This is a genomic window from Xanthobacter versatilis (assembly GCF_043193975.1).
Lineage (GTDB): Bacteria > Pseudomonadota > Alphaproteobacteria > Rhizobiales > Xanthobacteraceae > Xanthobacter > Xanthobacter autotrophicus_E.
Genome location: NZ_JBAFVB010000014.1, coordinates 15,078 through 36,912, shown reverse-complemented (window position 1 = coordinate 36,912; position 21,835 = coordinate 15,078). Strand labels below are relative to the sequence as shown.

The 21,835-nt window shown below is 68.2% G+C and carries 18 protein-coding genes and 1 riboswitch; of the genes, 5 read left to right on the top strand and 13 right to left on the bottom strand.

Annotated features, from left to right (window positions below):
- The first annotated feature begins 247 nt into the window (after positions 1-247).
- Complete coding sequence (locus V5F66_RS20675) at positions 248-1,669, top strand: glutamate synthase subunit beta (RefSeq protein WP_011996134.1); 1,422 nt, start codon at positions 248-250, stop codon at positions 1,667-1,669.
- A gap of 87 nt (positions 1,670-1,756) precedes the next feature.
- Here V5F66_RS20675 and V5F66_RS20670 read toward each other — a convergent pair whose 3' ends face one another.
- Both V5F66_RS20670 and zapE read right to left on the bottom strand, forming a co-directional pair.
- On the bottom strand, positions 1,757-2,608 hold the full coding sequence (locus tag V5F66_RS20670; protein WP_394094636.1) for an outer membrane protein: 852 nt from the start codon (positions 2,606-2,608) through the stop codon (positions 1,757-1,759).
- A gap of 106 nt (positions 2,609-2,714) precedes the next feature.
- The gene (gene zapE, locus V5F66_RS20665; RefSeq protein WP_011996132.1) at positions 2,715-3,902 is read right to left on the bottom strand and encodes a cell division protein ZapE; all 1,188 of its coding nucleotides are present in this window, start codon (positions 3,900-3,902) and stop codon (positions 2,715-2,717) included.
- Positions 3,903-4,091: 189 nt separating this feature from the next.
- On the opposite strand from zapE, the gene V5F66_RS20660 reads away from it, so the two are divergent.
- Complete coding sequence (locus V5F66_RS20660; RefSeq protein WP_394094635.1) at positions 4,092-6,350, top strand: FUSC family protein; 2,259 nt, start codon at positions 4,092-4,094, stop codon at positions 6,348-6,350.
- Positions 6,351-6,363: 13 nt separating this feature from the next.
- Here V5F66_RS20660 and V5F66_RS20655 read toward each other — a convergent pair whose 3' ends face one another.
- On the bottom strand, positions 6,364-7,491 hold the full coding sequence (locus tag V5F66_RS20655) for a 2'-deoxycytidine 5'-triphosphate deaminase (protein ID WP_011996130.1): 1,128 nt from the start codon (positions 7,489-7,491) through the stop codon (positions 6,364-6,366).
- A 75-nt stretch (positions 7,492-7,566) separates the two neighbouring features.
- Positions 7,567-7,647, top strand: a riboswitch (SAM riboswitch).
- Between the two features lie 80 nt (positions 7,648-7,727).
- Between V5F66_RS20655 and V5F66_RS20650 the strand changes: the two genes are divergently transcribed.
- The 3 genes from V5F66_RS20650 (at position 7,728) to V5F66_RS20640 (ending at position 11,083) form a co-directional block, all read left to right on the top strand.
- Positions 7,728-8,948, top strand: a complete 1,221-nt coding sequence (locus V5F66_RS20650; protein WP_011996129.1) for an O-succinylhomoserine sulfhydrylase — start codon at positions 7,728-7,730, stop codon at positions 8,946-8,948.
- Positions 8,949-9,060: 112 nt separating this feature from the next.
- Positions 9,061-9,453, top strand: coding sequence for a Co2+/Mg2+ efflux protein ApaG (gene apaG, locus V5F66_RS20645; RefSeq protein WP_011996128.1), 393 nt, complete (start codon positions 9,061-9,063; stop codon positions 9,451-9,453).
- A gap of 133 nt (positions 9,454-9,586) precedes the next feature.
- Positions 9,587-11,083 carry a TrkH family potassium uptake protein gene (locus V5F66_RS20640; protein WP_394094634.1) on the top strand — a complete coding sequence of 499 codons (1,497 nt, stop codon included), beginning with the start codon at positions 9,587-9,589 and terminating at the stop codon, positions 11,081-11,083.
- A 113-nt stretch (positions 11,084-11,196) separates the two neighbouring features.
- Here the strand turns inward: V5F66_RS20640 and V5F66_RS20635 are convergent, their stop codons facing one another.
- From V5F66_RS20635 to ccoN, 10 genes are all read right to left on the bottom strand, one after another.
- Positions 11,197-11,952 carry an SDR family oxidoreductase gene (locus tag V5F66_RS20635; protein ID WP_011996126.1) on the bottom strand — a complete coding sequence of 252 codons (756 nt, stop codon included), beginning with the start codon at positions 11,950-11,952 and terminating at the stop codon, positions 11,197-11,199.
- Between the two features lie 65 nt (positions 11,953-12,017).
- Positions 12,018-13,142 (bottom strand): hypothetical protein, encoded by a 1,125-nt coding sequence (locus tag V5F66_RS20630; RefSeq protein ID WP_393999627.1) that lies wholly within the window; start codon positions 13,140-13,142, stop codon positions 12,018-12,020.
- The gene (gene ccoS, locus V5F66_RS20625) at positions 13,139-13,348 is read right to left on the bottom strand and encodes a cbb3-type cytochrome oxidase assembly protein CcoS (RefSeq protein ID WP_011996124.1); all 210 of its coding nucleotides are present in this window, start codon (positions 13,346-13,348) and stop codon (positions 13,139-13,141) included. Before ccoS ends, V5F66_RS20630 begins: the two co-directional genes overlap by 4 nt.
- Complete coding sequence (locus tag V5F66_RS20620) at positions 13,345-15,576, bottom strand: heavy metal translocating P-type ATPase (RefSeq protein ID WP_394094633.1); 2,232 nt, start codon at positions 15,574-15,576, stop codon at positions 13,345-13,347. The genes ccoS and V5F66_RS20620 overlap by 4 nt, the downstream gene beginning before the upstream one ends.
- A gap of 211 nt (positions 15,577-15,787) precedes the next feature.
- The gene (locus V5F66_RS20615; RefSeq protein ID WP_394008446.1) at positions 15,788-16,306 is read right to left on the bottom strand and encodes a FixH family protein; all 519 of its coding nucleotides are present in this window, start codon (positions 16,304-16,306) and stop codon (positions 15,788-15,790) included.
- Positions 16,307-16,338: 32 nt separating this feature from the next.
- Positions 16,339-17,796, bottom strand: coding sequence for a cytochrome c oxidase accessory protein CcoG (gene ccoG, locus V5F66_RS20610; RefSeq protein WP_157048027.1), 1,458 nt, complete (start codon positions 17,794-17,796; stop codon positions 16,339-16,341).
- A gap of 426 nt (positions 17,797-18,222) precedes the next feature.
- On the bottom strand, positions 18,223-19,107 hold the full coding sequence (gene ccoP / locus V5F66_RS20605; protein WP_011996120.1) for a cytochrome-c oxidase, cbb3-type subunit III: 885 nt from the start codon (positions 19,105-19,107) through the stop codon (positions 18,223-18,225).
- Between the two features lie 4 nt (positions 19,108-19,111).
- A complete protein-coding gene (locus V5F66_RS20600) occupies positions 19,112-19,273 on the bottom strand; it encodes a cbb3-type cytochrome c oxidase subunit 3 (protein WP_011996119.1) in 162 nt (53 codons plus the stop codon).
- A gap of 4 nt (positions 19,274-19,277) precedes the next feature.
- Positions 19,278-20,024 (bottom strand): cytochrome-c oxidase, cbb3-type subunit II, encoded by a 747-nt coding sequence (gene ccoO, locus V5F66_RS20595; protein ID WP_393999630.1) that lies wholly within the window; start codon positions 20,022-20,024, stop codon positions 19,278-19,280.
- Positions 20,025-20,034: 10 nt separating this feature from the next.
- A complete protein-coding gene (gene ccoN / locus V5F66_RS20590; protein ID WP_041575075.1) occupies positions 20,035-21,660 on the bottom strand; it encodes a cytochrome-c oxidase, cbb3-type subunit I in 1,626 nt (541 codons plus the stop codon).
- Positions 21,661-21,835 lie beyond the last annotated feature (175 nt).

Genomic DNA, 21,835 nt, shown 5'->3' with positions numbered 1-21,835 from the left:
CGCCCCGGCGGCTCACCATCGCCGGATACGGCGCTCAACGGAACGGGCCAGCCCCTCCCCATCCTCTCCCGCAAGCGGGAGAGAACGTTCGCCCGGTGTGCTGGACTTGAACGGGCGCGCGGATCGCGCGTGCGAATTCCGAGTCCTCAAGCTGGAACAATTCTTGTATTTGGACACGTGGTGCGGCACCCGGATCGATGGGGTGCGCGCGGCGGTTCCCTCAACGAGGTTCGCCTAAGGGGTTCTGATGGGCAAGGTCACGGGTTTTCTGGAGATCGACCGGCGGGAGCAGAAGTATCAGCCCGCTTCCGACCGCATCCGCCATTTCCGCGAGTTCACGCTGCCATTGCCGGACGCGGAGGTGGCTAACCAGGCCTCGCGCTGCATGGATTGCGGCGTGCCCTTCTGCCACGGGCCCAACGGCTGCCCCGTGCACAACCAGATTCCAGACTGGAACGACCTCGTCTATCGCGACGAGTGGGAGGAAGCCGCGCGCAACCTCCACACCACGAACAACTTTCCCGAGTTCACCGGCCGCATCTGCCCCGCCCCGTGCGAGGAAGCCTGCACCCTGAACCTCGAGGACATGCCCGTCACCATCAAGACGGTGGAGCAGGCCATCGCCGACAAGGCGTGGAAGAAGGGCTGGATCAAGCCCGAGCCCGCCCTGGTGAAGACCGGCAAGAAGGTGGCCATCGTCGGCTCCGGCCCGGCGGGCCTTGCCGCCGCCCAGCAGCTCGCCCGCGCCGGCCATGACGTGCATGTCTTTGAGCGCGAGCCCAAGGCCGGTGGCCTGCTGCGCTACGGCATCCCCGACTTCAAGATGGAAAAGCACCACATCGACCGTCGCGTGAAGCAGATGGAAGCGGAAGGTGTGACGTTCCACTACAACGAGAACATCGGCATCGTGCGCCCGTTCCAGGAGCTGCTCGATACCCACGATGCGGTGCTCCTCGCCGGTGGCTCCGAAGCCCCGCGCGATCCCAAGCTGCCGGGCCAGGAGATGGAGGGCGTGCACTTCGCCATGCCCTATCTCGTGCAGTCGAACCGCCGCGAAGGCGACGAGCCGGTCAACGAGATCCCGATCGTCGCCGGCGGCAAGCATGTGGTGGTGGTGGGCGGCGGCGACACCGCTTCCGACTGCGTGGGCACCGCCTTCCGGCAGGGGGCGCTCTCGGTCACCCAGCTCGACATCCGCGCCGTGCCTCCCATGAAGGAGGACAAGCTGGCGGTGTGGCCCTATTGGCCCACCAAGTTTCGCACCTCCTCCTCCCAGGCCGAGGGCGCCGAGCGTGAGTTCGCCTGCGCCACCCTGGGCATCGAGGGGCGCAACGGCCGCGTCACCGGCGTGAAGTGCGCCCGCGTGGACCAGAAGCGCCAGCCCATTCCCGGCACCGAGTTCGTGCTGCGCGCGGACCTGGTGTTCCTCGCCATCGGCTTTGCCCATGCGGCCCATCCCGGCCTCATCGAGCAGTCCGGCGTGGTGCTGGACAAGCGCGGCAACGTGCAGGCCGACGATCTCGCCTATGCCACGTCCGTGCCCAAGCTGTTCGCGGCGGGCGACATGCGGCGCGGCCAGTCGCTGGTGGTGTGGGCCATCCGGGAAGGCCGCCAGGCCGCCCACGCCATCGACAAGGAACTCATGGGCGCGACCACCCTGCCGCGCTGAGCCGGCAGGGGACGGAGTGATCCCTCAGGACCGCTCACGCTATCCCCGCACACGGGGCCGAAATCGGCACCGTGTGCGGGCGGGTCTTCAGAACTTATAATTCACGCCCAGCCGCGCCACATTCAGCTTGGTCGAACTGGTCCAGGTGACGAATTCATCACCGCCAATTGCCTCGGGAATCCGGTAGTCGTTGCTCCCGAGATCGACGTAGAGATATTCGCCCTTTACCGTGATGTTGTCGGTGATGGCGTATTCAAGCCCGCCGCCCGCCGTCCAGCCCCAACGTACCGAGCTATCGGAGCCGCCGAATCCGCCGCTGCGGTCAAAGGCGTGGTCGCCCGGGCCGCCCCACCAGAAGCCGTATTCACGCCACGAATAGCTACCGCTGCCGCTCACCTTGCCATAGGCGGCGCCACCCGTCGCATAGACCAGAAGGCGGTCGAGCGCAGTGACGCCCAGGCGAGCACGGATGGTCCCGAACCACTCCACCGATGCGCTCGCGTCAAGCTGCTCTCTCAGGTGGTAATTGTAATCGGGCCTATCGACGGGATAAGGGTAAAGATCATAAGTGCTGCTTGCGGCATAAGTTTGGCTCACATCAGCATAGTTTATATCCGCCTCGAACCCTAAAACAGCTCGCCCAATCTGGTAATTATAACCGGCTTGCGCACCTCCGGTGAAAGAGTTGCTTTCGGATGATCTCTGCCCATTGAACCAGCCATTGCTGTAGGAGCCGTAATCGCTCCCATAGATATAGCCGACGCCATCCAACGCTCCGGAGTTCCAGGCATAGCCGGCATTGCCGCCGATATAGAAGCCCGTCCAGTTGAAGGATGCAGGTGCAGGCGGCGCCTTGGTGACGGCGACCGCCAAATCCGCCGCGCATGCGGCTCCACTCATCACTGAAGCAGCAAAAACCGCGACGAAGTAGGAGCGCATCGATCTCTCCCGGAGGTAAATAAATCCTTTACCCGCACGGCAAAATTGCGTCAATGCGCCCATTCAAAAGCGCTGGGTACCAGCCCGCGCGGCGGGCCACGTGGCTTCAGGTTTCCACCAGGCCCGTGGTGTCCCCCGACGCGGCCGAATCCGGGCGGCCGTGGGGCTTCGCCAGATATTCGCCCGAGCGCATCTCGTGGATGCGCGACACCGTGCGCGCGAACTCGAACGCCTCAGCCCCCTCGGTGCCGAGATAAAGCGCATCTGGCTCCGCCGCCGCCGAGGCGATGAGCTTCACGTTGGAATCGTACAGCGTGTCGATCAGCGAGATGAAGCGCTTGGCCTCGTTGCGCTGGTCCGGTCCCAGGATGGGGATGTGCTCCAGCACGACGGTGTGGAACATGCGCGCGAGGCGCAGGTAATCGGGGTTGGGGCCCAGCGCCGCCTCGCACAGGTTGGCGAAGGTGAAGCGCGCCGCGCCGTTGGCCATGGCCGGGATGGCGACGCGCCGGCCCTTCAACAGGATCTCGCCGGGCACGCCGCCGCCAGGACCGGCGAGCCGGCGCCAGGCCTGCGCCACCGCTCCATCCGCCACCGGTCCGAGGGGCGTGTACCAGGTGGACACCCCTTCCAGCTTCTCCATGCGGTAGTCGGTGCGCGAATCCAGCGTCATCACCTGCATGCGCTCCTCGATCATGCCGATGAACGGCAGGAACAGCGCGCGGTTGAGGCCGCCGGAATACAGGTCCTGCGGCGCCACGTTGGAGGTGGCCACCACCACCACGCCGTCGGCGAACAGCTTCTCGAACAGCCGGCCGAGGATCATGGCATCGGCGATGTCGGTGACGTGGAATTCGTCGAAGCACAGGATCTTCGCCTCGTCGGCCAGCGCCGCCGCCACCGCGATGATGGGATCGCCCACCTTGCGGTCGCCCTGCTTCTGGGCCTGGCGCTCGCGGAAGATGCGCTCGTGCACGTCGCCCATGAATTCGTGGAAATGGGCCCGCCTTTTGGCCCGGGGCGGCAGGGCGTCGAAGAAGAGGTCCATGAGCATGGTCTTGCCGCGGCCGACCTTGCCGTAGACATACATGCCCTTGGGCGTCACCGGGGCGCGGCGCTGGAACAGCCAGCCCAGCGCCGAAGACTTCTGCGCCATGGCCCGCTCGCGCAGCTCCAGCTCCAGGCGGGCGAATTCCTGCACCACCATGGCCTGCGCCGGATCGTCCGAAATATCGCCCGCGGCCAGCTTCGCCGCATACAACTCCCGTACCCGCGCCTTCGTTTCCGCTGTCATTGAGCCCATTCCCGTTCGCCGCAAGGAAGTCTCGGCGCCGTGCTTCGCCGAAGGCAGGGCTGGCTATAGAGCAGATGCGGGAAAAGTTGAATGCATGCCGGCGCAGCTCTTGCCGCACTGGACAGGCCCGGCGAACCGTGAATTCCTCCGCCCATGCCCGAGACGTCGCGCCGCCCCGGACCCGACCCCATGTCGCCCCCACTGTCATCTCCAGTTCCATTATTCCCGCCCCACCCCCGCAAGCCGCTCCTCGACCGGCTGAAGGGGTGGCTCGCCGACCATGATCCCGGCGGGGTCGATCTCACGCGGGCGTTCCATCTCGGTGTTTCGTTCGTGATCGTCATCCTGGTGGGCTACGCGACCTCCACCGGGTTCCGGCTGAACATGGATGTCACCTTTCCCATGATGGCCGGCTGTGCCGCGCTGGTGATGATCAGCTTCAATCCGGCGGCGAGCGTCGCTGCCGAGGCGCGCACCATGGCGCGCCTGTTCGCCCTCGGCTTCGTCTTCCTGCTGGCGGTGACGCTGGTGGGCCCCGGCGAGGGGCCGGGCAACGACATCGTCCAGAAGCTGCTGCTCATCCCCCTCGCCTTCTTCGCCCTGGCGCTGCGGCGCTATGGCATGGACGGGCAGAGGCTCGGCCTCGCTCTCATCGTCGTCGCCACGGTGGGCACCATCCTCAGGCCGACGCGGTTCGAGGGGGCGCTGCTGCTCGCCGCCTTCTGCCAGGGCGCGCTGGTGGCGGCGGCGGTGCGCCTGTCCCCCTGGCGCCCCTCCGCCGTCAATGCCTTCGTCGAAACCACGCTCGACATGCAAGGCGCGGTGGCGACCTATCTGCGCGAACTGTCCGAGGCGGTGCGCCACGGCCGGCATTTCCCGGAAGAGGCCAATGACGCGCTGGAGAACCTGCGCGGCCGGGTCTGGAACGCGCTGGCCTCGGCCATTGCCGAGGACCCCTCCGCCCAGCCGGATTTCGAGCGCCTGCGTGTCCGCTTCTACCGGCTGCGGGTGGCGGTAGAGCTGCTTGCCAGCTGCGTGCCCGAGAAGGCACCGAACACGCCGGACTGGCGCCACCCCTTCGCCGCCGCAGCCGACCACATCGCCCGGCGGCTGGAGGCAGTCGAGGTCTCCGACGTACACGCGGAGGAGCGCTTCGAGCGCGCGGTGGCGTCCCTGCGCCGCCTCGCCTTCGCTCCGGAACTGCCGCCGGATGCCCGCTTCGCCCTGCTGCGGGCTCTGACCGCGTTCGACCGGCTGTCCCTCGTGGTCACCGGCATCGCCGCCGCCGAGACCGCGCCCTTCCCGCCGCCCCACGACGACGCGGCGCCCACCCCGCCGGCGCCGCGCGTCATCCCCGCGCTGGTGAAGGGGCCGGACGGCCGGCGCACCCTGTCCGCGCCCATGCGCGTCGCCTGCCAGGGCGCCATCGCCACGGCCGTCACCACCGCCCTCGACCTCGGGGTGCATCTCGACCACGCCTATTGGGCGACCATGACGGTCATGTTCGTCATCGGCAACAGCGTGGGCGAGACCTATATGCGGGTGCGCTACCGCACCGTGGGCACCCTCATCGGCGTGGTGGTGGGCATGGCGCTGTTCCTGGGCCTTGGCCCGCACATCTGGATTCTCGCCGCCTTCTGCATGGCGGCCCAGATGATCGCGCTCGTCACCCAGAAGGACCGCTACGACGTGGCATCCGCCGCCGTGGGCCTGTCGGTGGTTCTGGGACTGCACATCATTTCCGGCCTTGGCACCGAGGGCATGCTGGCCCGCATCTACGAGACCGCCATCGGCGCCGCCATCGCCCTGGTGGTGTCCTATCTGGTGCTGCCGGTCTATCTCGCCGAGCAGTTGCGGCCCGAGGTGAAGGCGCTGGTGCGCCGCGCCCGCGTCGCCTTCGCCTCCTGGTGGCCCCACCCGGGGGAGAAGGCGAGCGTCTCCGCCCTCGCCCAGGACGTGCGGGCCATGGGCACGCGCCTGCCCAATCTCGGCGCCGAGCAGGTGTTCGGCCATTCGACGGGGGACGCGGCCAACATCGTCTCCACCCTCGACGTGCTCATCACCTATCTCGCGCTGATGGAGGACGTGGCGCTGCGCCTGTGCGCCATGGGCGCCGATGCGCGCGAGGAGGTCGTGGCCGTGATCGAGGCGGCGCGCTCGCGCATCCTCACCGGCTTCGAGGTGGTGCTGGGCGAGGCCGGCAGCGGCAGCGCCGATGCGGCGACCCCGGCGGTGGATGCCGCGGTCTCCACCGTGCTGGGCATGGCGGACGACCCCGCCGTGATGGAGGTGCTGCCGCTGGTGGCGGACTATCTCGCCTATTCCGACGCGGTGCTGCGCCCGCTGCGCGAACTCAATGCCGCGCTCAACGACGCCGTGCCGTGGCGCAAGGAGGAGATGATCGCCGCCGGCCGCGCGGCCGCCACCTCTACCATCGGCAAGGGGTAAGGCGCCGGAGTGCTCAGCTCCCCACGGGCTTGAAATGCTTGGAGAGCTTCAGCCCCTGCCCCTGGTAGTGGGAACGCATGTCGGCGCCGTAGAGCGTGCCTGGGCGGCCCGCCATGCGCTCATAGACGAGGCGGCCCACGGTCTGGCCATGCTCCAGAATGAAGGGCACCTCCCGCGAGCGCACCTCCAGCACCGCGCGGGCGCCGCGCCCGCCGGCCGCCGGATTGCCGAAGCCGGGATCGAAGAAGCCGGCATAGTGCACCCGGAATTCGCCCACCAGGGGATCGAACGGCACCATCTCCGCCGCATAGTCCGGCGGCACGTGCACCGCCTCCCGCGAGGCGAGGATGTAGAAGGCGTCGGGGTCCAGCACCAGCCCCGCCGTGCGGCCCGGCCGCAGCCGGATGGGCTCCCAGAAATCCTCCACGTCGAGCACGCCGGCCTCGTCCACGTCTATGACGCCGGTATGCTTCTTCGCGCGGAAGCCCTGCAGGCCGGGGATCACCTCGCCGGCGAGATCGACGCCCAGCGCGATGCCGCCCGCCGCCACGTCCGGCTGGGGGGCATCCACCAGGCATTCGGCGGATTGCAGGCTCAGCAATTCGAGATCCGACAGCCGCGACACGCCGCGACGGAAGCGCACCTGCGACAGGCGCGAGCCGGTGCGCACCAGGATGGGGAAGGTGCGCGGAGAGATTTCCAGATAGAGCGGGCCGTTGTAGCCGGCGGGAATGGTGTCGAAGGCCCGCGCGCCGTCGGTGATGACGCGCACGAACACGTCGAGCCGGCCGGTGGAGCTCTTGGGGTTCGCCGCCGCCGCCAGATCAAAGGGCAGCTTCAGGCGCTCGAACAATTCCACCAGATAGACGCACCCGGTCTCCAGCACCGCACCCTTGGCGAGGTCGAAATCGTGCAGGGCGAGATCGGCGAGGCGCTCCTTCACCGAGACGCCGGCCCCCGGCAGGAAGCTCGCGCGCACTCGCCACGCCGTGCGGCCGAGCCGCAGGTCCAGGCTCGCCGGCTGGATCTGGTCCGCATCGAGCGGCCGGCGGCAGGAGATGGCGCCCGTCGCCTTCAGCGCCGAAATGGCCTCGGCGGGCAGGATGCCGGGCTTCTGGTGCTCCGTCGCTCGCACGGTCATATCCGCTTTCCCGTCCTTTTTGTTCGCTTTACCGGACGAAACCCTTGACGCCAAGGGGAGGCCGGGCGTTTACTGGCGCTCACTCGTGGTGAATTTGAGCCGGCCCGCTTGCAGCCACGTTAAACAACCTTGCTAAAAGGCCGGGGACGAACAGACGGGCAAGCCGCGCGCGCCGCACACCGGCCACCGCGGCGGCGAACCGCGCCTGATCCCCTCGGCCTCCCCCGGAGACCGTCATGTCCGTGGCGCAAAAGCCAGCCCCCAAATTCATCCCCAAAGATCCCCTTACACTCCACCCGGAGACGCGCCTAGTCCATGGCGGTACCACGCGCTCGCCCTATGGGGAGACCTCCGAGGCGCTGTTCCTGACCCAGGGCTTCGTCTACGACAATGCCGAGTCCTGCGAGGCCCGCTTCAAGGGCGAGGATCCGGGCTTCGTCTATTCCCGCTACGGCAATCCCACCACCGCCATGTTCGAGGAACGCATGGCGCTGCTGGAGGGCGCGGAGGCGGCCCGGGCCACGGCTTCCGGCATGGCGGCGGTGAACGCGGCGCTGCTGTGCCAGCTCTCGGCCGGCGACCATGTGGTGGCGGCGCGCGCGCTGTTCGGCTCGTGTCGCTGGATCCTGGAGGATTTCCTGCCGCGCTTCGGCATCGAGACCACCCTGGTGGACGGCACCGACCTTGCCGCCTGGCAGGCGGCGGCGCGGCCGAGCACCAAGGTGTTCTTCCTGGAAAGCCCCACCAATCCCACCCTGGAGCTGATCGACATCGCGGCGGTGGCGCAGATCGCCCACGCCGCCGGCGCCCGGCTGGTGGTGGACAATGTGTTCGCCACTCCCCTGCTCCAGCACCCGTTCGAGCTGGGCGCGGACATCGTGGTCTATTCCACCACCAAGCATGTGGACGGCCAGGGCCGCTGCCTCGGCGGCGTCATCCTCTCCTCCCAGCAGTTCGTCACTGACCACCTGCAGACCTTCCTGCGCCAGACCGGCCCCTCCATCTCCCCCTTCAACGCCTGGATCATGCTGAAGGGCCTGGAGACGCTGGCGCTGCGGGTGGAGCGCATGCAGGCGAGCGCCGGCCGCATCGCCGATGCTCTGGCCGGCCTGCCCAAGATCGAGACCGTGCTCTATCCCGGCCGCGCCGACCATCCGCAGGCCGAGCTGGCCCGCCGGCAGATGAAGGGCGGCGGCACCCTCGTCACCTTCGTGGTGGAGGGCGGCAAGGAGGGCGCCTTCCGTTTCGCCAACGCCCTCGGGCTGATCCGCATCTCCAACAACCTCGGCGATGCCAAGAGCCTGATCACCCATCCGGCCACCACCACCCACCAGCGCTTCACGCCGGAGGCCCGCGCCGAGATGGGGATTTCCGACGGCCTGCTTCGCCTGTCCGTGGGGCTCGAGCATCCCGACGACCTGATCGCCGATCTCGCCACCGCCGCCGGAGCCTTGTAACGGCTCCATTCCGGCGGCGTGACGGAGCGGACTGTTGCGCCCGGACGGCAACGCGGGTTCACTGTGGCCCGCGGGGGCATTTTCTCCCGCGGTGAGGGGAGCTCGAGCGGGTATGTACCGCGCCATCACTCGGAATATTCAGGTGACCGCGACGCCGCGTTATGTGGCGGAGCGATCGGAGCCCGACCAGGGCCGTCATTTTTGGGCTTATACCGTCGAGGTGGCCAATTTGGGCCAGGAGACCGTGCAACTGAAGGGTCGCCACTGGGTCATTACCGACGCCAACGGGCACACCGAGGAGGTCCACGGCGCCGGTGTCGTGGGCGAGGAGCCCACCCTGCCGCCCGGCGGCCGATTCGAATACACCAGCGGCGTGCCGCTCAACACCTCCACCGGGATCATGAGCGGGCACTACGAGATGCTGGCCGACAACGGCGAGACCTTCTCCATCGAGATCCCCGCCTTCTCGCTGGATGTGCCGGACGTGCGCCGCGTCCTGAACTGAGAAACGCCACGGGCGAGAGCATTTTCCGTGCACGACGTTCCCGGAAAATGCTCTATCTCGTTTGCGCATCGCATTTTTTGAACTAACCCGGCATCCACTTCGCTCGAAGACGCATTAGGGGAAGGGGGACGTCATGCACGCCGCGCGCATCCCAACGGTGGAGGCCGAGGCCGTTTCGGTGCTCAGCCTGCGTCCGGTGGCGGCGACGCTCGGCGTCCTCCTCGCCATCCTCGGCGTCGCCATGCTGGTGCCGGCGATGGTCGATTTCGCCACGCGCTCCGGCGGACAGGGTGCCTTCGTCGGCGCCTCTGCCATCACCATCTTCGTCGGCGTGCTGCTATGGATGAGCGGGCGCAGCCAGAAGGTCAGCAAGCTCGACCTCCGGCAGGCCTTCCTCCTGACCTCGTCGGTCTGGGTGGTGCTGTCGCTGTTCGCGGCCCTGCCGCTCATGTGGGGCCACTCCCGCCTCTCCTTCACCGCCGCCATGTTCGAGAGCATGTCCGGGCTCACCACCACCGGCGCCAGCGTGATGTCGGGGCTGGACGCCATGTCGCCCGGCATCCTGTTGTGGCGGGCGCTGCTGCACTGGTTTGGCGGCATCGGCATCGTGGCCATCGCCATAGCGGTGCTGCCCATGCTGTCCATCGGCGGCATGCAGCTGTTCCGCACGGAATCCTCCGACAAGTCGGAGAAGTTCCTGCCCCGCGCCGGCGCCATCGCCAAGCGCCTGCTCGTCGCCTATGTGCTGCTCACCGCCGTCTGCGCCGGCTTCTACCTGATGGCGGGGCTGAAGCCCTTCGATGCCGTCACCATCGCCATGTCCACCCTGTCGAGCGGCGGCTTCGCCAATTCGGACTCATCGCTCACCGTGTTCGCCAAGCCCGCGGTGGACTATGTGGCCGTGGTCTTCATGCTCATGGCCGCCCTGCCCTTCCCGCTCTATGTGCGCGCCCTGTCCGGTGACCCGTGGCGGATCTTCTCCAATCCGGAGGTGCGGCTGTTCCTCGCCATCGTGGCGCTGTTCACCGGCCTCTCCTTCCTGCAGCTCACGGTCAGCGGCGTCGCCTCCGGCGAGACGGCGCTGCGCTGGGCGCTGTTCACCGTCGCCTCGCTCATTTCCACCACCGGCTTCATGGCGGCGGACTACACCAACTGGGGCACCACCTCCGACGCCATCTTCTTCGTTCTGATGTTCATCGGCGGCTGCACCGGCTCCACCTCCGGCGGCCTCAAGGCCCTGCGCCTTGCCATCACCGCCAAGGCCATCCGCCAGCACCTGAAGCGCATCTCGTTCCGCGCCGGGGTGTTCCCCCTGCGCTACGGCGGCGCGCCGGTGGCGGACGACGTGGTGGCCTCGGTTCTGTCCTTCGTTTTCCTCTATCTGCTGGCCTTCTTCCTGTTCGGCGTCGCCCTCAACATGCTGGGGCTCGACCTGAAAACCGCCTTCTCCGCCACCATCGCCTGCCTCGCCAACGTGGGGCCGGGGCTGGGGCCGCTGGTGGGGCCGGCCTCCAACTACAGCGTCCTGCCGGATTCCGCCCTGTGGCTGCTCACGGCGGCCATGCTGCTGGGGCGGCTGGAGATCCTGACCGTGCTGGTGCTGTTCCTGCCGCGCTTCTGGGTGCGCTGACGCGCCCTCGCAGCACTGCAGCCGCGCGCTCAAGCCCGCGCGGCGATTGAGCGAAGGCGCCTGGAAGCCCCACGCGGCGCTTGAGCGAAAGAACGCGGAAAGAGCGAAGCCGCTCAGAAGTGCGCCATGTAGCCGCCGTCCACCGCCAGCACATGACCGGTGACATAGGAAGCGGCGGGCGAGGCGAGGAACACCGCCGCCCCCGCCACCTCGTCCGGCCGCCCCCAGCGGGCAAGCGAGGTGCGGCGCGACAGCCATTCCCCCACCGCCTGGTCGCGGGCCAGCTCGGCATTGGGCTCGGTGAGGAAATAGCCGGGCGCGATGGCGTTCACCGTGATGGCGTGCGGCCCGAGATCGGCGGCGAGCGCCCGTGTCAGCGCCTCCAACCCGCCCTTCGCGGTGGTGTAGGCGGCATCCCCCGCCCGCGACAGCGGCCCGGCGATGGAGGTGATGTTGATGATGCGCCCGCCCTTGCCGCGCGCCACCATGGCTTTGGCCACCTCCCGCGTGAGGTGGGCGGGGGCGAACAGGTCCAGCTCCACGAGCCGGCGGAACGCGGCGTCCTCCATGTCGAGGAAGCCGCGCCGGTCGCGGGCGCCGGCGTTGTTTACGAGGATATGGATGGGCGGCGCCGCCGCGATGGCCTTGGTGACCGCCTCGGCATCGCACACGTCGAGCACGAACGGCTCGGCCTTGCCGCCCTTGCGGATGATGGCGGTCACCGCCGGGCCGAGGCGGGCGGCGTCGCGGCCGTTCACCAGCACATGGGCCCCCGCCAGCGCGAGGGCGGTCGCGATCTCATAGCCGAGGCCGGCCACCGAGCCGGTGACGAGGGCGGTCTGGCCGTCCAGCGAGAAGGGATGTGTCAAGGCGGGCTCCCGGCCATTGGGCGATCCCGCCTTCCTACCGTCTGGCGCACACTCCGGCCAAGCCGTCAGGCCAGAACATAGCCCAGCAGCGCGCCGCAGATGGCGCCGAAGAACAGGCCGCCATCATGCAGCGCCAAAGCGAGGCGGCTGGGCTGGCCGGCACGATAGATCCACGCCGTCGCGCCCACGGTTGCTATCGACCAGCCGGCCCCCACGCAGATGAGGGCGGCGGTGATGGTCTCCGGCGTGCCCAGGCTCTGGAGCGGGATGCCGATGGCCACCAGCAGCGCTCCGGCCACTGCGATCACCAGCGGCGGCACACGATCTCCCACGAAGGCCAGCGGCACGGCGGGCGCATACATGGCGGCCACGTGCAAGGCGATGAAACCGAACACGGCGGCCCCACCGATGCCGCAGCCCACCAGCGCCAGAGGCGCGCCGGACATGACAGTGTTCATGCCGAACCAGGCCGCGCCGCCCACCAGGGTCGGCCACAGGATGGCAGAGAGGGGCGCCTTGGCCTTGGGATGGAACACGGTGGTCGGGTCGGACGCGAGCGTCACCGCGACCCCGAGGGAACAGGTGTGCGCCAGGGCCGCCAGCGCCGCCGCGCCCACCAGGAAATAAGGTGCGGCAAGCTGTTCGGCGAAGCCGGCCAGCGTCGGCCCGGCAAAGGCGGCGGCGACGCCGCCCGCCAGCACGCCGGCCGTGGCGGCGGCGGGCCGCCCGCTCGCGGCGGCGGCCTCGTGCCGGTAGAAGAAGGAGAAGCCCTGCGCCATGCCGAGCCACAGGGCTCCCAGGCAGGCCCAGGCGAACTGGCGCTGGATCAGCGCCGCCACCAAAAGCGCCCCGCCGGCGATGCCCAGCGACGCGCCGAGCGCAAACCCGGTGCGCCGGCCGAACGCGTCACGCAGGAAGGACGCCGGGAAGGAGGCGAGCGCAGCCCCCAGCAGCATGGCCGCGAACGGCCAGGTCACCAGTTCCGGACGCGGCGCCAGCTGGGCGCCGGCGAGCGGCAGGGCGGCGGAGGCCACGGTCTGCGCCAGCACGGCGAAGGCGAAGCCCAGGGCCAGGCCGAAGGTGGAGACGGGACGCGGCCCGTTGTCGTTGGCGGGGGCGTCGAGCTGCGGGTCGCAGACGCACACCAGCATGCCCGCGCGGGGTTCGGGGGCGGACGCGGTGCGTCTCATGGCTTGGATCCACCGTTGCGGGGCTTGCTCGCCGGTGAATTGCGCTCGGCCGAGCCCGAGCCGGGCAAGTCGTCGTCCGACAGGACGCGGACGGCGGCGCCGTCGAGATCGTCATACTGGCCGCTCTTCAGGCTCCACAGGAAGGCGAAGAGGCCGGTGAGGCCGAGCAGCAGCGCGAGCGGCAGGAGATAGACGAGGACGTTCACGCGGCCGCCTCTTCCAATGTGCGGGCATCGCCGCCGGCAGGGGCCGCGGCGTCGGTCGCCTCATCCTTGCGCCCCGGCCGCGCCGCGCGCAAGGCGTTGACGGTCACGAGTATGGAAGAGCCGGACATGGCAAGCGCTGCCACCAGCGGCGTCACAAAGCCGGCGATGGCCAGCGGCACCGCGATCACATTGTAGAGCACGGCGATGGCGAGGTTCTGCCGCATCAGCCGCGCCGCGACCCCCGCCCCGTCCACCGCCGCCATCACCGGTGCGAGGCGGCGGCCGAGGAACACCGCGTCCGCATGGGCCTGCGTCACCGCCGCGCCGGTGGCGGGGGAGAGGGACACGGTGGCGGCGGCCAGCGCCGGAGCATCGTTGAGGCCATCGCCCACCATCAGCACGCGCCGGCCTTCCGCCTTCAGGCGATCAAGGGCGGCAATCTTGTCGGCGGGCTTCAGGCCTGCGTCCCAATGGGCGATGCCCAGCGCCTGCGCCACGGGGGTCACGGCGGCCTCCCGGTCGCCGGAGAGGATGCGCACGTCGAGGCCGCGCGCCTTCAGCGCCGCCACCACATCCTGCGCGTCCGGCCGCAGGGCCTGTTCGACACCCATGACCAGGGTCTGGCCGCCACGACGCAGGGCGATGAGGGAGGCGCCGGCCGGCAGATCGGCGGGCAGGGTCGCGCCGCAGAAGGCGAGGCTGCCGAGGCGCACGACCGCGCCGTCCACCAGCGCCTCCACGCCCTGCCCGCTCACCTCGGTCACGCCCTCGATGGCCGGCCCGTCCGCGCGCGGGGCGAGGGCCCGGGCCAGCGGGTGGCGGCTCGACAGGGCCAGCCGCCCGGCAAGGCCCACCAGCGCCCGGTCCGCCCCGCGCGGCAGGGCAAGGGCGGGCTCCGGCAGCGTCAGGGTGCCGGTCTTGTCGAACACCACCGTGTCCACGGCGGCGAGACGCTCCAGCATGTCGCCGGCATTGATGAGAAGGCCGGCGCGGAACAGCCGGCCGGTGGCCGTCACCTGCACCGCGGGCACGGCGAGGGCCAGCGCGCAGGGACAGGTGATGATGAGCACGGCCACCGCGATCATCACCGCATGATGCAGGTCCGCTCCGGCGAGGAGCCAGCCGATGGCGGAGACCAGCGCCGTCAGATGCACCATGGGGGCGTAGAGCCGCGCCACCCGGTCGGCGAGGCGCACATAGGCGCCCTTCTCGGCCAGCGCGCCATCCAGCAGGCGCTGCACATCGTCCACCAGGGTGTTCTCGCCGCCGGCGGTAACCGTCAGGTGCAACGCGCCCTCGCCGTTGAGGCTGCCGGCATAGACCGCATCCCCCGCCTTCAGGGCGCGCGGCAGGGTCTCGCCGGTGACGAGGCTTTCGTCGATGCTGGACTGGCCGGAGGCGATGACGCCATCCGCCGCCACCCGCTCACCGGGCGCGACGAGGATGGTGTCGCCCGGCTGCAGGGCCTGCACCGGCACCAGCACCGGCACGCCGTCGGCGCCGAGGCGATGGGCCATCTCGCCCCGCAGGGCGGCGATGTTGCCGGCCGTGGCGCGGGTGCGCCGGCGCGCCTCATGGTCGAGGTAGCGCCCGGCCAAAAGGAAGAACAGCAGCATGATGGCGCTGTCGAAATAAGCGTGGGGCTGGCTCAGCGCCGTCTCCAGCACGCTCATGCCCAGCGCCAGGGTGACGCCGATAGTGATGGGCACGTCCATGTTGAGCCGGCCCGAGCGCACCGCCCGGAAAGCGCTCTGGAAGAAGGGCTGGCCGGCATAGGCCGCCGCCGGCAGCGCGATGAGGGCCGAGACCCAATGGAAGAAATCCCGCGTCTCCGGCGTGATGTCGGTGACATTGCCCGACCACACCGACACCGACAGCAGCATGATGTTCATGGCCGCGAAGCCGGCGACGCCCAGGCAGCGCAGCAGCCAGCGGGCGTGGCGGGCCTCGCTCTCCTCGGCCCGGCCGGCGAAGGGGTGGGCGCGATAGCCCAGGGCTTCCAGCTGGCTCACCACCCGGTCCGGTGAGGTCTCCTCGCGCCAGGCGACGGTGAGGCGGTGGGTGGAATAATTGAGGCGCGCGCGCACCACGCCAGGCAGCGCCTTTACCCCGTCCTCGATCTCGGCGATGCAGGCGGCGCAGTCGATGCCGTCCACGGCGAGGCTCATCTGGGCGAGGCCGTCCTCGGACCGCGCGACGAAAACGGAATAGTCGATCGCCTCAGCCATGGCTCCATCCCCGGGGGCTGCGGGGCCCCGCCGCACCGCGCGGCGGGAAGATGCGGACCCGAATGAGAGAAAAGTACGACAGGCCGGCCGGCGCGACGAACCAACCGGCCTGATCGTACTCAAGGTGCGGACGACTCTGGACGGATGCCGCCCGGCAGTCTCGATGCCGCATCGGGAGGCCGGAGGAAGCCGGTTGCCCGTTCACAGCGGCTTACGGAAGCTGCACGCGATTTTTGGACCGGAACTGCCGCTCTCCGCCTTGCGCAAAATCAATCACCAGATCCCACTGGCCAGGTCCCGCCACCGCCGTGGCGCGGTAGCGGCCGTCGCCGAGGGGCTTCAGGTCCAGGTCCACGTCGCGCCGGGCGTCGGTGGGGTGGGCAAAACGCCCGTCAGGGGTGAGCTGCGACAGCGGCATCCCCGAGGGATCCAGGACGCGGATGGTGACCACCCGCGCCTCATTGCCCGGAGAAGCCAGTTCCACGTTCACGTTCCAGTGCCGGGCGACCTGCGCCTCGGCGGCGCGATGCTCGGCCGAGAAGGCGAGCCCGGCCTTGTAGGAACTCTCCGTCTCCACGCCTGCGAACGTGGAGACGGCGAAGCGCGCCATGATGACATTGACCACGATCACCACGCCGAAGAAGGCGAGGAGGATCAAGAGCACCGCCCGGCCGGTCAGCTCACGCGGCCGGCGGGGGACATCGGCATGGGCCACGTCCTGATGTGCCACCTCCTGCCTCCCTTGTTTTTGCGGTCCGTTGCTCACGGGCCGATGAAGTGATCGTTGACCGCCGCCGTCAAGCCCGAAGCCTTGTCGCGGATGCGGAAGGTGATGGGCAGGGACGCCTGCGACGCGAGCTTGTCGTGGGTGGTCACCAGCACGCGGATCTCACGGGTCTGATCGGGACCGATGGTGAGGCCGTCGGCATTGTCGCCGATCACCTCCATGGTCGCGCCAGGCACGCCTTCTACCGAGAGGATGAAGGTGCGCTCCTCCAGCTTCTTGTTGATCAGCCGCACCGTATAGGCGTTGCGGACGGAGCCGTCCGACAGCCGCACGTACAACGGGTTGCGATCATGGATGGCGGCCAGGCCCTCGGTCGAGCGGCCGATGAGGGAGGTGAGCATCAGCCCGGCGGCCAGGCAGATCAGCACCGCATACAGAATGGTGCGGGGACGGATGATGCGCTGGGTGAACGGCTTGTGGGCAAGCCGCGCCTCGAGGTTCGCCTCGCTGTCGTAGGAGATCAGGTCGCGCGGGCGGCCCACCTTGTCCATCACCGTGTTACAGGCATCGATGCACAGGCCGCACTGGATGCAGGGCAGCTGCATGCCATGGCGGATGTCCACGCCCGTGGGGCAGACGGCGACGCACTGGCCGCAGTCGACGCAGTCGCCCGCCGGCAGGCCCTTCTCGCGGGCAGCCTCGGCCTTCTTCAGCGAGCCGCGGGGTTCGCCACGGTCATAGGCATAGGTGACGTTGAGGGCATATTCGTCCGTAAGCGCGGCCTGGATGCGCGGCCACGGGCACATGTAGGTGCACACCTGCTCGCGCATGTGGCCGGCGAGCGCGTAGGTGGTGAAGGTGAGGATGCCGATGGACATGTAGGCCACCGCCGGCGCCTGGAAGGTGGCGAGTTCCACCACCAGCGTGGGCGCATCGGCGAAATAGAGCACCCAGGCGCCGCCGGTCCACCAGGCAATGAGCAGCCAGATGGAGTGCTTCAGCGTCTTGTGGGCGAACTTTTCCATGCTCCAGGGCGCCGCGTCCGAGCGCATGCGCTCGCGCCGGTCGCCCTCGACCAGTCGCTCCACCGCCATGAACAGGTCGGTCCAGACCGTCTGCGGGCACAGGTATCCGCACCACACGCGCCCGGCCACCGCGTTCATCAGGAACAGGATGAGCGCCGCGAGGATGAGCAGGCCGGCGACATAGTAGAATTCCTGCGGCCAGATCTCGAGGAAGAAGAAGTAGAAGCGCCGCGCGGGGAAGTCGATCAGAACCGCCTGGTTCGGCGCATCGGGACCGCGATCCCAGCGCACGAACGGCAGGAAATAATAGATGCCGAGCGTGACCGCGAGCACGATCCACTTGATGGTGCGGAAGCGGCCGTGAACGCTCTGCGGATAGATCTGGCGCCGGGCCTCGTAGAGCGGGATGTCGTCCGGGTCGGCCACGGGCGCGGCCTTCTGCTCGGATTTCGTGGACAGGGCGGTCATGGGTTGCTTGCCGAAGGTTGGCCAGCCGCCTCGGGCCGGCGATACGGATTGAGGGCGGACCCTCGTTGGGTCGGCTCTGGTTTCGGGACATTCACCCGATGCCGACACGATAACATTCATAGCTTAGAATGTTCGTTCGGCCCTGCGGGCGAAAGGTCGCGCCGTCGATTGGTCGCGCGACCTTTTGGCTCCCCCTGCGCCCCGCGCCGGCTCCCCTCGACGCCGGCGTCGGCCCCTCTTCGCTCCTGCCGGCTGGCTGGCGACGGCCCGACCTGACCGGGTCGATCCACCCGCATCGGCCAATTCACCTTCCACCCCGGAAAGGGCACGCGCCGGACCGGGCAACTGCCTCGATCCGGCGCGCTTCTCATTCAGTCTGCGCGCCCGGCCGGCGCGGGGCAAGCCGGGCCGCGCGGGGCTCTCCCGTCAGCGACCGCCGCCGAGGGAGTGCACGTAGACGGTCAGCGCCTTGACGGTGGTCGGCTCGAGGCGGGCGTGCCATGCCGGCATCACGTTGCCGCGGCCATTGACGATGCCGTACTCGATGGTGGCCTTGTCCGAGCCGTAGAGCCAGATGCCATCCGTCAGGTTGGGGGCACCCAGTTCCTGGTTGCCCTTGCCGTCGTCGCCATGGCAGGCGGCGCAATTGGCGGCGAACACTTCCTTGCCCTTGGCGAAATCCGCGCCGGGCTGGGCGATGCCGGACAGGGTGCGCACATAGTCCGCCACCGCCGAGATTTCCGGCTTCTGCAGGATGCCGTCGCGGCCGAAGGCGGGCATGGAGCCGGTGCGCGCCTCGGCATCGCCGGAGCGGATGCCGTACTGGATGGTCTGCTGGATCTGCTCCAGCGAACCGCCCCACAGCCAGTCGTCGTCATTGAGGTTGGGGAAGCCGGTGGCCCCGCCGCCGCCGGCGCCGTGGCACGGCGCGCAATTGTCGGCGAAGGCGACGCGTCCCTGGGCCCGGGCGAGGGTCAAAAGCGCCGGCGTCTGCTCGATCTGCTCGAGCGAGGCGTTGGCGAGCTTGGCCGCGCTCTCGGCACGCAGCGCCTGGAGATCGGTGAGCTGGACCTGGACGGCCGAACGCGAATGCCAGCCCAGAAGGCCCGGCGTCGCCGAGCTGACCAGCGGCCAGGCGGGATACAGGATCCAGTAGCCGATGGCCCAGACGATGCAGGCATACCACACCCACAGCCACCACCGCGGAAGCGGGTTGTTCAGCTCCGAGATGCCATCCCATTCGTGACCGGTGGTCGAGACCCCGGTTGCGGCATCCACCTTGCCATGGTGGGAATCTTGAGTCGTGCTCACGGGATCAATCCTCTTTGAGCGGAATGTTGGCGGCGTCGTCGAATGCCTTCGTCCTCGTTTTCGAGGGCCAGAAGACGTAGGCGATCACCAGCATGAAACCGAGGACGAAGAGCACGAGGCCCCAGGTCTGAGCGAAGGACGCAAGCCAGAGATAGGTCTCGTGCATGGGCTCACCTCACGTTGGCTTGGTTGTCGTAGAGCTTGAAGTCCACGAGCGTGCCCAGCATCTGGAGGTAGGCGATGAGCGCGTCGGCCTCGGTCAACTCGCCGGGATTGCCGTCGAAGTCGCGGGACTGGGCCTTGGGGTAGCGCTTGTCGAGACCTGAGGTGTCGCCGTCGGTGGTGGACTGGGCCTTCAGGTCTTCCTGCACGTTGGCGATCATCTCGTCCGTGTAGGGGACACCGAGCAGCCTGAGGTCCTTCAGGTCATCGGCGAGGTGCTTGGTGTCGAGCTTGGTCTGCGCCAGCCAGGGATAGCCCGGCATGATGGAGGCCGGCACCACGGAGCGCGGGTTGTGGAGATGCTCGCGCTGCCACAGGTCCGAATACTTGCCGCCGACGCGGGCAAGGTCAGGGCCGGTGCGCTTGGAGCCCCACTGGAAGGGATGGTCGTACATGCTCTCGGCCGCCAGCGAATAGTGGCCGTAGCGCTCCACCTCGTCACGCAGCGGACGGATCATCTGCGAGTGGCAGTTGTAGCAGCCCTCGCGCAGATAGATGTTGCGTCCCGCCAGCTCGAGGGGGGTGTAGGGGCGCATCCCCTCCACCTTCTCGATGGTGCTCTTCAGGTAGAAGAGCGGCGCGATCTCCACCAGGCCACCGATCGAGATCACGATCAGGATGCCGAGCATCAGCCAGTAGGAGTGCTTCTCGAAGATCTGGTGCTTGGACCAGATGGAGGTGCCTTGCGTTGCCATGAGTGCCTCCTCATTCCGCAGGCGCAAGGGCGAGCGACTGCTCGGCCGCCGCTTCGGGCATGGTGATGGTCTTCCAGACGTTCCAGGCCATGATCAGAGCACCCGACAGGAACAGGATGCCGCCGAGGGCGCGGATGACATAGAGCGGGTGCATGGCCTCGACGCTCTCGATGAACGAGTATTCGAGGAAGCCGAGCTGGGTGTAGGCGCGCCACATCAGGCCCTGCAGGATGCCCGCCACCCACATGGAGGAGATGTAGAGCACGATGCCGAGGGTCGAGACCCAGAAGTGCCAGGACACAGCCTTGAGCGAGTACATTTCGCGCTTGTTCCACAGCCAGGGCACCAAGCAGTAGATGGCGCCGAAGGAGATGTAGGCCACCCAGCCGAGCGCGCCGGAATGCACGTGGCCGATGGTCCATTCGGTGTAGTGGCTCAGCGAGTTCACCGCCTTCACCGACATCATCGGGCCTTCGAAGGTGGACATGCCGTAGAAGGCCACAGCCACCACCATCATGCGGATGATCGGATCGGTGCGCAGCTTGTCCCAGGCCCCCGAAAGGGTCATCAGGCCGTTGATCATGCCACCCCAGGAGGGCATCCACAGGATGATCGAGAAGGTCATGCCCAGCGTCTGCGCCCAGTCCGGCAGCGCCGTGTAGTGCAGGTGATGCGGGCCGGCCCAGATGTAGATGAAGATCAGCGCCCAGAAGTGGACGATGGACAGCCGGTAGGAATAGACCGGCCGCTCCGCCCGCTTCGGGATGAAGTAGTACATCAGCGCGAGGAAGCCGGCGGTCAGGAAGAAGCCCACCGCGTTATGGCCGTACCACCACTGGAACATGGCGTCCTGGACGCCAGACCAGAGGATGTAGGACTTCGGCGAGAACACCGACACCGGCACCGAGGCATTGTTGCCGAGATGCAGCACCGCGATGGTGATGATGAAGGCAAGGTAGAACCAGTTCGCCACGTAGATGTGGGGTTCCTTGCGCTTCAGGATCGTACCCAGGAACACCAGCAGATAGGTGACCCAGACCACCGTCAGGAACAGGTCGGCATACCATTCCGGCTCGGCGTATTCCTTGCCCTGGGTGATGCCGAGCAGATAGCCCGTGCCGGCGATGACGATGAAGAGATTGTAGCCCAGCACCACGAACCAGGGGGCGAGGTCGCCCACGAGGCGCGCATGGGAGGTGCGCTGGACCACATAGAAGGAGGTGCCGATCAGCACGTTGCCGCCGAAGGCGAAGATCACCGCCGAGGTGTGCAGCGGGCGCAGGCGGCCGAAGGAGATCCACGGCAGGTCCAGATTGACCACCGGGAACGCCAGCTGGAGCGCGGCGATCACCCCCACGAGGAAGCCCGCGATGCCCCAGACGACTGCGGCGATGGTGCAGAATTTCACCACGTCGAAATTGTAGTTCGGCTTGCCGTCGGCATTGACCTGCGGCACGGGCCCGGCCGGCCGGGCCATGTAGCGGTTGCCGATGGCGAACACCGCCGCGATGCTGGCAGCGGCGAACACATAGGCATGGAACGCGTAGGCGGGCGTGTAGGCCTTGGCGGCTACAATGATCGCGAAGAAGGCGAAGGCGGCGAACACCACCAGCAGTCCGGCTTCGCCGAACCGCATGGCCTTCGCCGGCGTCCGGATCGGATCTTGGATTGTTGACATTTCAGAACCCCTCGCGCCGAGGCGTGAACACTGCACCTTCGGAGCCGCGCCGCACCATGCGCCGCAAGCCCATTTTCTCCTTGATACAGGTCAAAGCTGCGTGAAGTGACGCGGTCGATGAGCGCTGCGACGG

Excerpts from the sequence above, each read along its gene's own strand:
- V5F66_RS20675 (WP_011996134.1), top strand. The coding sequence starts at position 248 with ATGGGCAAGGTCACGGGTTTTCTGGAGATCGACCGGCGGGAGCAGAAG.
- V5F66_RS20670 (WP_394094636.1), bottom strand. The coding sequence starts at position 2,608 with ATGCGCTCCTACTTCGTCGCGGTTTTTGCTGCTTCAGTGATGAGTGGA.
- zapE (WP_011996132.1), bottom strand. The coding sequence starts at position 3,902 with ATGACAGCGGAAACGAAGGCGCGGGTACGGGAGTTGTATGCGGCGAAG.
- V5F66_RS20660 (WP_394094635.1), top strand. The coding sequence starts at position 4,092 with ATGTCGCCCCCACTGTCATCTCCAGTTCCATTATTCCCGCCCCACCCC.
- V5F66_RS20655 (WP_011996130.1), bottom strand. The coding sequence starts at position 7,491 with ATGACCGTGCGAGCGACGGAGCACCAGAAGCCCGGCATCCTGCCCGCC.
- V5F66_RS20650 (WP_011996129.1), top strand. The coding sequence starts at position 7,728 with ATGTCCGTGGCGCAAAAGCCAGCCCCCAAATTCATCCCCAAAGATCCC.
- apaG (WP_011996128.1), top strand. The coding sequence starts at position 9,061 with ATGTACCGCGCCATCACTCGGAATATTCAGGTGACCGCGACGCCGCGT.
- V5F66_RS20640 (WP_394094634.1), top strand. The coding sequence starts at position 9,587 with ATGCACGCCGCGCGCATCCCAACGGTGGAGGCCGAGGCCGTTTCGGTG.
- V5F66_RS20630 (WP_393999627.1), bottom strand. The coding sequence starts at position 13,142 with ATGAGACGCACCGCGTCCGCCCCCGAACCCCGCGCGGGCATGCTGGTG.
- V5F66_RS20620 (WP_394094633.1), bottom strand. The coding sequence starts at position 15,576 with ATGGCTGAGGCGATCGACTATTCCGTTTTCGTCGCGCGGTCCGAGGAC.
- ccoG (WP_157048027.1), bottom strand. The coding sequence starts at position 17,796 with ATGACCGCCCTGTCCACGAAATCCGAGCAGAAGGCCGCGCCCGTGGCC.
- V5F66_RS20600 (WP_011996119.1), bottom strand. The coding sequence starts at position 19,273 with ATGCACGAGACCTATCTCTGGCTTGCGTCCTTCGCTCAGACCTGGGGC.
- ccoO (WP_393999630.1), bottom strand. The coding sequence starts at position 20,024 with ATGGCAACGCAAGGCACCTCCATCTGGTCCAAGCACCAGATCTTCGAG.
- ccoN (WP_041575075.1), bottom strand. The coding sequence starts at position 21,660 with ATGCGGTTCGGCGAAGCCGGACTGCTGGTGGTGTTCGCCGCCTTCGCC.